Raw genomic sequence first — 11021 nt, 5'->3', positions numbered from 1 at the left:
TATGCTTTGCTCATTCTCTGAATTAGGCATTAAAGAAGATCATAGTGGTATTATTGAGCTTCCTGCTGATGCACCAATCGGCACAGATTTCCGTGAATACTTAAACTTAAACGATGTGGCAGTCGAAATTAGCTTAACCCCAAACCGAGCAGACTGCTTAAGCATTGCAGGTATTGCACGTGAAGTGGGCGTAATTAACCGTGCAGCAGTAAAAGCACCAGCGATTTCTCCAGTTCCTGCAAGCATTGCTGATAAAGTTGCCGTTGAATTACAAGCCCCAGAGGCTTGCCCACGTTATTTAGCTCGTGTGGTAAAAAATGTGAACGTGAAGGCGACATCGCCATTATGGTTACAGGAAAAATTACGCCGTTGTGGTATTCGTTCTATCGATCCAATCGTGGACATCACAAACTTGAGCTTGCTTGAGTTAGGTCAGCCAATGCACGCGTTTGATGCGGATAAAATTAATGGTGCAATTCAAGTACGTATGGCGAAAGCAGACGAAGAATTAGTGTTGTTAGACGGCACAACGGCAAAATTACAGCCGAATACGCTTGTCATTGCGGATAGCAAAGGTGCATTAGCAATGGCAGGGATTTTTGGTGGTAAAGCCAGTGGCGTGAATGAAGAAACCAAAGATGTGGTATTAGAAGCCGCATTCTTTGCACCACTTGCGATTACGGGACGTGCACGTCTATACGGCTTACACACTGATGCTTCACACCGTTTTGAGCGTGGTGTCGATCCTGAATTAACTCGCCAAGCAATGGAACGTGCTACGGCATTATTATTAGAAATTTGTGGCGGTGAAGCGGGCGAAATTGTAGAAGCGGTTGCAAAAGAATATTTACCAACTCGCCAAACTGTGAGCTTACGCCGTAGCAAATTAGATTCGGTGATCGGACACCATATCGAAGATGAAATCGTAACCGATATTCTTACTCGTTTAGGCTTAAAGGTTACCTTTGAAAATGACACTTGGACAGCGGTTGCACCAAGCTGGCGTTTTGATATTGAAATTGAAGAAGATTTAATCGAAGAAGTGGCACGTATTTATGGCTACAACAGCATTCCAAACAATTCGCCATTGGCACACCTTAAAATGAAAGGCACGCCAGAGAAATTATTGGAGGCCATTCGTGTGCGTACGGCGTTAGTAGATAGCGATTATCAAGAGGTGATTACTTATAGCTTCGTTGATCCGAAAATCCAACAGCTTTTACATCCAGACCAAGAAGCGTTAATGCTGCCGAACCCAATTTCGAGCGAAATGTCGGCAATGCGAGTGTCGCTCTTAACGGGCTTGTTGGAAACCATCGTGTATAACCAAAATCGCCAACAAAACCGCGTGCGTATTTTTGAAGCAGGACTACGTTTTATTCCTGATGCAAATGCAGAATTAGGCGTACGCCAAGAGCCTGTATTTGCAGCGGCTATCGTGGGTGATAAACGTGCAACCCATTGGGAAAATAAAGCTGAAGCGGTAGATTTCTTCGACTTAAAAGGCGATTTAGAACGCGTGCTTTCTTTAACAGCAATACGTCAAGATCTGCAATTTGTGGCAAAACCGTTCCCAGCTTTACACCCAGGACAATCTGCGGCAATTATGCTTGATGGTAAAGAAATCGGCTTTATTGGTACGGTTCACCCTTCAATCGTGCAAAAACTCGGTATTAAGGGCAAGCCAGTGGTGTTTGAATTATTAGCTTCAGCGATTTCAGAACGTCCTGTGCCAGCAGCGAAAGAGATTTCTAAATTCCCTGCGAATAATCGAGATATTGCGGTAGTCGTTGATGAAACTGTTGCAGCGGGTGAAGTGCTTGAAACTTGCCGTAAAGCAGGTGGGGAAAAATTGGTTAGCGTAAATTTATTTGACGTTTACCAAGGTACAAATCTTGCCGAAGGTAAGAAAAGTTTAGCGATTAGCTTAACGATTCAAGATACCGAAAAAACCTTAGAAGAAGACGAAATTAATGCGGTAATGCAAACTGTGTTAGTAGCACTTGCAGAACGCTTTAATGCGGTGCTTCGTGACTAATTCGTAAAAGGATATTCTATGGCTCTTACTAAAGTTGAACTTGCAGAAGCATTAATTGCAAAAGGATTTGACAAACAATCCGCAAAATTATTTATTGATCAATTTTTTGACGAAATTAGAAAAACGCTAGCTTCAGGCGAAGAAGTAAAATTATCTGGTTTTGGTAATTTTACCTTACGTGAGAAAAAAGCACGCCCAGGTCGCAACCCGAAAACGGGTGAAAGTGTTACGATTTCTGCTCGCCGTGTGGTGGTTTTCAAAGTAGGGCAAAAAATGCGTGATCGTGTAAGTTCAGCAAGAAAGAGTAAATAAGAGAGCAAAACCAAAAAGTGCCTAAACGTTTGCTTTCGGCACTTTATTGGGAGGAGCGATGAAAGCATTTTTAAGAAAACATTTACCCAAAGTGATGATGGCAAGTTTGGCTGTCATTTTGACCGCTTGTTCTTCAGGCCCATCATCTGATTCTCAAGCTAAAATCTATCGTACAAACAAAACCAGTTTAGGCGATCCGATTATGGTGATTGCGAATTTAAGCGAGCATCAACAAGATTGGAAAAATACGCGTTATAAGCTAGGCGGAAATTCTCATAGTGGAGTAGATTGCTCTGGGTTTATGCAGATTACTTTTAGAGATCTGTTTGGTATTAATTTGCCAAGAATGACGGTTGATCAAGCTAAAGTTGGCAGAAAAATTGAGAAACACGAAATCAGAACGGGCGATTTGGTTTTCTTCAATACGGGGCGAGGGCCGAATGGTAAGCATGTTGGAGTCTATGTAAAAAACGGGCAATTTTTACACGCTTCGACTAAAGGTGGGGTTATCTATTCTAGTATGAATACGCCATTTTGGACGAAAGCTTATTGGCAAGCTCGCCGTTTATAGTGTTTAATTTGACTAAAAAATGATCGCGTCAAAGATAAAAATTTGAACTCGATCACAAATTTAAACATTGGTTTTCTGTTTTTGTAAAATGCGTTTGAAAAAGCAAAAATTTTGGCGTATCTTTGCAAGCAACAAAAACTAGAGTTGTGTTCAACAACCTATTTCATAATTTGCTTTCCGAGTAGCCCCTTTGCAAGGGGCTTTTTTTATCATTACATAATTTTATGTTATCCAAAACCTATCAAACTTTCTTCAAACCTATCAAACTTTATTCAAAATAGTGGAGCTGATTTAATGAAATACGATTTACACTCACACAGCACCGCTTCAGATGGTTTATTAACCCCAACGGAATTAGTCAATCGAGCCGTTGAACAAGGTGTGGAAATGCTTGCCTTAACTGACCATGACACCGTAGCGGGTATTGCTGAGGCAAAGCAAGCTGCTCAAAATCAGCCGATTTATTTTATCAGTGGCGTGGAAATTTCGATTGTTTGGCAAGAGAAGAGCATTCATCTTGCAGCACTCAATGTAGATGAAACGCACCCTGCATTGGTCGCATTATTGGATAATCAAGCGGCATTGCGTGAACAACGAGCGGTCGAAATTGGTGAAAAACTTGCAAAGGTCGGTATTCCAGATGCCTATGAAGGAGCAAAAAAATTATCCAGCGGGGAAGTGACCCGTGCCCATTATGGGCGTTTTTTGCTTGAGCAAGAGTATGTGCGAAATATCGAACACGCATTCAAAAAATATTTGGGGCAAGGCAAACCCGCTTATGTGAAACCAATGTGGTGTGAGATGCAAGAAGCTATTAAAACAGTTCACCAAGCAGGTGGCGTGGTTTCAATCGCTCATCCTCTTCGCTACAAAATGACAGGGCGTTGGATTCGTCGTTTGATTGAAGATTTCAAACTAGCGGGCGGTGATGGGATTGAGGTGGCAGGTTGCGGACAAACCCCCGACCAACGTCAATTGATTACCCGATGGGCGAAAGAGTTTGATTTGTATGCCTCTGGCGGTTCAGATTTTCATTATCCAACGGGCTGGATTGAATTAGGCAGAGGATTGATTCTTCCGCAAGAGTGTAAGCCGATCTGGACGTTGTTTTGCCCTATATGCTAATAAAACCCCTGATTGGTTTTCCAGTCGGGGCTTTTTTATGTGCTGTTAAGTTGGTTTATTTGAAATAGAAATGGAAAATAATTGGAGTTATGTATAACAAAAATTGCAAATTTCTGTGAAATCCCCTAAAATTATCGTACTAGTTTAATAGTATGGTTCTGCGATGGATATTCTCATTCACTTTCTTCAGCTATTTTTAAGCAATATCTCTTGGATTGGGGCGTTGGAGCTTGGTTTGATTTATGCTCTTGTTGCTTTGGGCGTGTTGATTTCTTATAAAATTTTAGATTTCCCTGATTTAACCGCAGATGGCTCTTTTCCTTTAGGTGGAGCAGTTTGCGTAGTTTGTATCTTGCAAGGTCTAAATCCTTGGATTGCGACACTTTTAGGTACGTTCGCGGGTGCATTGGCAGGTATGATTACGGCAAGCCTTTACATTGGCTTTAAAATCGAAAAATTGCTTTCCAGTATTTTAATGATGATTGCCCTTTATTCCATCAATCTACGCATTATGGGAATGCCAAATCTTGCCTTGCTTGGCGAAGCGACAATTTATGATGTGATGCCAATTGAAGATGATGTGCAACTTGCATTAGTACGTTTGTTGATGGCGTTTTTTGTGGTGATTATTGCCAAAATTTTATTTGACCTTTTCTTCTCAACTCAAATTGGCTTGGCTGTAAGAGCGACAGGCACTAATACCCGAATGGCAAAAGCACAAGGGATTAACATCAATAAAATGACCATTTTAGGGATGGCAATTTCTAACGGCTTGATTGCTTTAGCTGGAGCATTGTATGTACAAAGCAATGGTGGAGTGGATATTTCCATCGGCGTGGGCACAATCGTAATTGGCTTGGCGGCGGTTATTATCGGCGAAGCATTATTCTCAGCAAAACGTATTATCTGGCTAACTACTGCAGTTTTAATTGGCTCGGTGTTGTATCGTGGTTTTATTGCATTAGCCTTGAATAATGAGGCGTTAAATTCGATTGGTTTTGGGCCGCAAGATCTGAATTTAATTACAGCACTTTTGGTCGTTTTTGTGTTAGTATTACCAAAATTAAAACAACGCTTTTTGGCAAAACGGGGTTAATGATGATTGAGCTAAAAAATGTATTCATTACCTTCAATAAAGGCACGGCAATTGAAAACTCAGTATTAAAAGGCTTATCATTAACCGTTGGGCAAGGCGAATTTATTTCCGTTATTGGTAGCAACGGAGCTGGGAAGTCTACTATGCTGAATGCGATTAGTGGCGATTGTCCGGTGGATAGCGGTGAGATTTTAATTCAAGGTCAGAATGTGAATCAAAGCAGCAGCTGGCAACGTGCGAATCGTGTTGCTCGCGTGTTTCAAGACCCAATGGCGGGTACGTGTGAAGATCTTACTATTGAAGAGAATATGGCACTAGCTTATCAACGCGGGCAAAAACGTGGTTTTTCATTTGCCATTAAACGCCAACAACGTGAAATTTTCCGTGAAAAATTGGCTCTGTTAGGTTTAGGCTTAGAAAACCGCTTAACCGACCGAATGGGGCGTTTATCGGGCGGTCAGCGGCAAGCCGTGAGCCTATTGATGGCTTCGCTTCAACCTTCAAGCATTCTCTTGCTGGACGAACACACCGCAGCACTCGACCCAAAAACAACTGATTTTGTGATGCAACTGACTGATAAAATTGTTCGAGAACAGAAACTAACCACCTTGATGGTAACCCATTCAATGAAACAAGCACTAGAATATGGGGATCGCACTGTGATGTTGCATCAAGGGCAAGTTGCGTTTGATGTATCTGGTGAAAAGCGTAAACAAATGGATGTGCCTGATTTATTGCAACTTTTCCAACAAAATCGCCACGAACAATTGGCGGATGATGGATTGCTGTTGGATGTTTAATTTATTGATTAAGAAATTGTAGCAACTGTGTTGCTCTTAGCGTAGGGGCGTGTTGAACACGCCCTTTTGTGATCTAGATAAATACGATGAAATACACAGACAAAATTGACCATGCTTTCAGTAAAGATGGCTGGTTAAGCACCAATATTCAAGGCTTTCGCCCACGAGCTGCCCAGCTTGAAATGGCACAAGCGGTCGGAAGAGCAGTAAAATTTGCAACTCCTGCGGTGGTAGAGGCTGGAACAGGCACAGGAAAAACCTTTGCCTATTTAGTGCCTGCCTTGCTTTCAGGCAAGAAAACGATTGTTTCCACAGGCTCAAAAAACTTACAAGATCAGTTGTTTAATCGCGATTTACCTACCATTCAAAAAGCCTTGAAATATAAAGGCAAGGTCGCCTTACTGAAAGGGCGTGCGAATTACCTCTGTTTAGAACGTTTAGATCAGCTGATTGCGATGGGGGTGGCAGGTGATCGTTCGGTGCTTAATGATCTTTCAAAAGTGCGAAAATGGCATCAATCCACTAAAACGGGCGATTTAAGTGAATGTACGACGATTGCTGAAGATAGCCCGATTTTACCGCAATTGGTCAGCACAACAGAAAGCTGTTTAGGTTCAGACTGCCCGAATTATAAAGATTGCCACGTGGTGCAAGCACGCAAAAAAGCGATGGATGCGGATATTGTAGTTGTCAATCATCACCTTTTTTGTGCGGATATGGCAGTGAAAGAAACAGGCTTCGGTGAGCTGATTCCTGAAGCTGAGTTGGTCATTTTTGATGAAGCGCATCAGCTGCCTGATATTGCCAGCCAATATTTTGGACAATCACTCACGTCTCGCTTGCTGTTTGATCTTTGCAAAGATTGCAATATTGTTTACCGCTCGGAATTAAAAGATTTAGCACAGCTTGGTAAAGCAGCCGATCATTTGCAGAAAACGATACAAGATTTTCGTCTCTTAATGGGAACAGATGGGCAAGTTCGTGGCAATTTACGTGAACTCTTTACCGATCAAAAAGTGGTAAATGGCTTAACCAAAATCAGTGAAAATATCGATTTCTTGAGTGAGGTCATCAAAAAATCGCTTGGTCGTTCGGAAATGCTCGATAAAATTTTTGAGCGCCTTGCCGAAGTGAAAAATTTGCTCAAAAAATTTGGCGATACCACAGTAACAGGCTATTGCTACTGGTATGAAGCTAATGGGCGTTCATTTGGCTTACATATTACTCCATTAACGGTGGCGGATAAATTCAGCGAACAGATGAAAACATTGCAATCGGGCTGGGTTTTTACTTCTGCAACACTTGAAGTTGGCGGAAGTTTCGATCATTTTTGCTATCGCTTAGGTATTTCAAATGCAGAACAACTGGTGTTGCAAAGCCCATTTGATTATAAACAACAATCGCTGCTTTGTGTGCCTCGTTACCTGCCTGATAGCAATAAATCGCACACGCTGACAACGCTTGGTGAAATGCTTAAGCCTGTGATTGAAGCTAACAAAGGGCGTTGTTTTTTACTTTGCACCTCTTATTATATGATGCGAGGGTTTGCCGATTATTTGCGTGAGCATACTAATCTGAATGTATTACTGCAAGGCGAAACCAGCAAAGCAAAACTGCTCGAAAAATTTGTTAAGGAAGAGCATTCTGTGCTGGTGGCTACTCAAAGTTTCTGGGAAGGCATTGATGTGCGAGGCGATGATTTGTCTTTGGTGATCATCGATAAACTGCCGTTTACCTCGCCTGATGAACCGTTATTTAAAGCTAGAATGGAAGATTGCCGCTTGCAAGGTGGTGATCCCTTTAACGATATTCAAATTCCAGAAGCGGTTATTACCTTAAAGCAAGGAGTAGGGCGATTGATTCGCGATGTTACCGACCGCGGTGTGGTGATTATTTGCGATAACCGTTTGGTAATGCGTAACTATGGTGCAACCTTCCTCAAGAGTTTACCGCCCTCAAAACGCACAAGGGATTTAGGGAAAGTGGTAGATTTTTTGAAAAAACCTTAAGCTAAATCAAATTTTCTGACTTCTAAAGCGGTATAATTTGGCTTATTTTTTACAAATCATAAAAAAATTCGATTGTGATTTGCAAAAAGTAAGTGAAATGATACCGCTTGTTTTTAGGAGGAACTGTGATTTTCAAAGTCATTCGCCTTTTACTCTCACTTGCTTTGCTCTTTGGAATGCTTTATCTAGGAAAGCTGATCGCCTACTTAATTCCAATAGGTATTTCAGATAGCATCTGGGGAATGTTATTACTCTTCGCTTGCCTTGTGATTGGTGTGGTTAAAGTGGAGTGGGTTACGCCGAGTGCTCGTCCATTAACACGTTATATGACTGTATTTTTCATTCCTGTCTGTGCAGAAATTATTGAACACGTGGATGTGTTATATTCGCACGCAGTTTCATTCCTGCTCGCTAATATCCTTAGCACTACTTTATCGTTAGTGTTAATCGGTTTATTCGCACAAAAAATGTTCCATCGATATAAATAGAGGCAGCTATGATTTATCTCTTTTCTCTCCTAACCATTTTCGCTTTTCTTTCTGGGCAACAAATCAGCAGAAAACTGCGTTCCAGCGTGCTAAATCCATTCCTGATTGCGTTGGTGATTGTGGTGGCATTGCTCTATTTTTTGGATATTCCCTATCATTCTTACTATCAAGGTAATTTCCCGCTAAATAATTTACTTGGTGTCTCGGTTGTTGCTTTAGCTTTACCCTTTTATGAACAGCTCCCACAAATTCGCAAAAAATGGAAGCCTATTGTGGCTGTATTACTTTTTAGTACCTTTGTCGCAATGTTCACAGGGGTATTCTTTGCTGTGATTCTGGGGGCACATCAAGATATTTTAGCGACTATTATTCCTAAATCCGTTTCAACACCGATTGCGATTGCGATTGCAGGACAAATCGGCGGAAGCTCTGCGATTACTGCTGTGGGTGTAATGATTGCAGGTTTATTGGGTTCTGTTTTTGGTTTCTCTATTTTACATTGGTTGGGCGTACGAAATGTACGTGCAATAGGTTTAACGATGGGATCAGTTTCCCACGCATTAGGTACAGGGCGTTGTATGGAATACAGTGTAAAAACAGGGAGTTATAGTTCAATCGCACTAGTAGCTTGCGGTGTGCTTTCTTCTATTTTTGCTCCAATGATGTATAAATTGGTGGTATGGTTATATTATTAAGGAGAGATAAATAATAAATATAAGGTAGTTAAAAGTAAGTTTAGAAAAATAAACTAAATTTGGACAGAAATATAAAATTGAGGCGTATAACTGTTTGAATTATAATAAATACTTACATTATTCATATGTTTCGCTTTAGACAAAGCTACATTTTAGAACAGAGAGAATATTATGCGTTGTCCATTTTGTAGTAAAGAAGAGACCAAAGTGATTGACTCACGCTTGGCGGCAGATGGCTACCAAATTCGCCGTCGTCGTGAATGCACAAGTTGTAAGGAGCGTTTTACCACCTTTGAGTCGGCAGAGCTTTTTATTCCTTATATTGTGAAAAATAATGGTAATCGCGAACCTTTTGATGCGAATAAATTACGCATCAGTTTAGTTAAGGCATTAGAAAAACGCCCTGTGAGTGCCGATGACCAAGAACGAGCGATTAACCAGATTATCGTACAACTACGTGCGACTGGTGAACGTGAAGTGCCGAGTAAATTGGTAGGCACGTTAGCAATGAATGTATTAAAAGAGTTGGATAAAGTAGCTTATATCCGCTTTGCTTCTGTCTATCTCAGTTTTGAAGATATTGACGAATTTATTAAAGAAATTGAACAGTTAAAAGCCTAATGGGCTAAGAGAGGAACTATGGATCTCGCCTATCTTGCCGAACTTCCACGAGAAGAATTCATTACCCGCCGCAAAAAAGTCTTTGCTCAAATGCAAGACAATTCTGCCTTTATTATTTTTACCGAAACTGAAAAACGCCGTAATAACGACTGCAATTATCACTTCCGTCCAGATAGTTATTTCTGGTATCTCACGGGTTTTGCGGAGCCAGAATCAGCGTTGTTGTTAATTAAGCGAAATGGAGAATATGAAAGTACCATTTTCTTACGTAAAAAAGATCGAGAAAAAGAGATTTGGACAGGTCGTCGCTTAGGTGTTGAAGCTGCACCAGAAACCTTAAAGGTTGATGCTGCGTGTGAAATTGAACATCTTGCCAAAATTTTTGCAGAAAAAACACAAAATTTGACCGCTTGCTACTATGCCCAAGGGTATCAAGTGTGGGGCGATAAGGTGGTTAATGCTCAATTCAAAGAAGTGATTGATTGGCGACCAATGCTTTCAGAGATGCGTTTAATTAAGTCAACTGCGGAAATTGCACTTATTCAACAGGCTTGTCATATTTCAGCATTAGCTCATATTCGTGCAATGAAACAGACGCGTCCAAATCGTTACGAGATGGAAATTGAAGGCGAAATTCAGCACGAATTTAACCGCTTTGGAGCTCGTTTCCCTTCTTATAATTCGATTGTTGCAAGCGGTGAAAATGCGTGTGTGCTTCATTATGATGAGAATAGTGCGGTAATGAAAGAGGGCGACTTGTTGTTGATTGATGCAGGGGCAGAGTTTGCTTATTACGCAGGTGACATTACCCGCACATTCCCTGTAAACGGTAAATTTAGCGAGCCACAAAAAGCGATTTATGAATTGGTTTTAAAAGCCCAAAAAGAGGCGATTAAGCTGTTAGTGCCGAATAATTCCATCAAAATCGTAAATGATCGTGTGATAGAAATCTTTACTGAAGGTTTGGTAGCACTCGGTATTCTAAAAGGTGATGTAAAAACCTTGATTGAACAAAAAGCGTGCCGCCAATTTTATATGCACGGTTTAGGTCATTGGCTTGGTTTAGATGTACATGATGTGGGCGATTATAGCAATGAGCGTAGCCGCCCATTAGAAATCGGTATGGTGATTACCGTTGAACCAGGTTTATACATTGCCAGCGATGCATAAAGAAGAAATATATTCTAATCCGGAAGAGAGCGAAAGAGTTAATAAGGAAATTAAGATTATACAAGAAAATATAGAGAAGCTATATGAAGAATGGGA

At 41.0% G+C, this 11021-nt stretch carries 10 protein-coding genes and 1 pseudogene; all 11 read left to right on the top strand.

The genetic code is table 11. The features are described from left to right. The coding region (pheT, locus tag KH943_RS06580) for a phenylalanine--tRNA ligase subunit beta (protein ID WP_304109213.1) at positions 1-2038 on the top strand (2038 nt) is incomplete at its 5' end. 18 nt (positions 2039-2056) lie between these two features. Further along, positions 2057-2350 (top strand): integration host factor subunit alpha, encoded by a 294-nt coding sequence (locus tag KH943_RS06575; protein ID WP_304109211.1) that lies wholly within the window; start codon positions 2057-2059, stop codon positions 2348-2350. 58 nt (positions 2351-2408) lie between these two features. Further along, positions 2409-2921 carry an NlpC/P60 family protein gene (locus KH943_RS06570; protein ID WP_304109208.1) on the top strand — a complete coding sequence of 171 codons (513 nt, stop codon included), beginning with the start codon at positions 2409-2411 and terminating at the stop codon, positions 2919-2921. Positions 2922-3215: 294 nt separating this feature from the next. Further along, positions 3216-4046 carry a PHP domain-containing protein gene (locus KH943_RS06565; protein ID WP_304109205.1) on the top strand — a complete coding sequence of 277 codons (831 nt, stop codon included), beginning with the start codon at positions 3216-3218 and terminating at the stop codon, positions 4044-4046. A gap of 163 nt (positions 4047-4209) precedes the next feature. Beyond that, entirely contained in the window at positions 4210-5142 is a 933-nt protein-coding gene (locus tag KH943_RS06560) for an ABC transporter permease (RefSeq protein ID WP_304109202.1), read from the top strand. A gap of 2 nt (positions 5143-5144) precedes the next feature. Beyond that, positions 5145-5942 carry an ABC transporter ATP-binding protein gene (locus KH943_RS06555; RefSeq protein ID WP_368493494.1) on the top strand — a complete coding sequence of 266 codons (798 nt, stop codon included), beginning with the start codon at positions 5145-5147 and terminating at the stop codon, positions 5940-5942. 86 nt (positions 5943-6028) lie between these two features. Beyond that, positions 6029-7951 carry an ATP-dependent DNA helicase gene (locus KH943_RS06550; protein ID WP_304109197.1) on the top strand — a complete coding sequence of 641 codons (1923 nt, stop codon included), beginning with the start codon at positions 6029-6031 and terminating at the stop codon, positions 7949-7951. Between the two features lie 176 nt (positions 7952-8127). Beyond that, complete coding sequence (locus KH943_RS06545; RefSeq protein WP_370447475.1) at positions 8128-8439, top strand: CidA/LrgA family protein; 312 nt, start codon at positions 8128-8130, stop codon at positions 8437-8439. An 8-nt stretch (positions 8440-8447) separates the two neighbouring features. Further along, positions 8448-9134, top strand: a complete 687-nt coding sequence (locus tag KH943_RS06540; RefSeq protein WP_304109191.1) for an LrgB family protein — start codon at positions 8448-8450, stop codon at positions 9132-9134. Between the two features lie 171 nt (positions 9135-9305). Next, a complete protein-coding gene (gene nrdR / locus KH943_RS06535) occupies positions 9306-9755 on the top strand; it encodes a transcriptional regulator NrdR (RefSeq protein WP_304109188.1) in 450 nt (149 codons plus the stop codon). 18 nt (positions 9756-9773) lie between these two features. Next, positions 9774-10922: pseudogene (pepP, locus tag KH943_RS06530) on the top strand (Xaa-Pro aminopeptidase); the annotation flags it as partial. Positions 10923-11021 lie beyond the last annotated feature (99 nt).

This window comes from Haemophilus parahaemolyticus, from assembly GCF_018373095.1.
Lineage (GTDB): Bacteria > Pseudomonadota > Gammaproteobacteria > Enterobacterales > Pasteurellaceae > Haemophilus_A > Haemophilus_A parahaemolyticus_A.
This window is presented reverse-complemented; position numbering and strand designations above follow the sequence as displayed.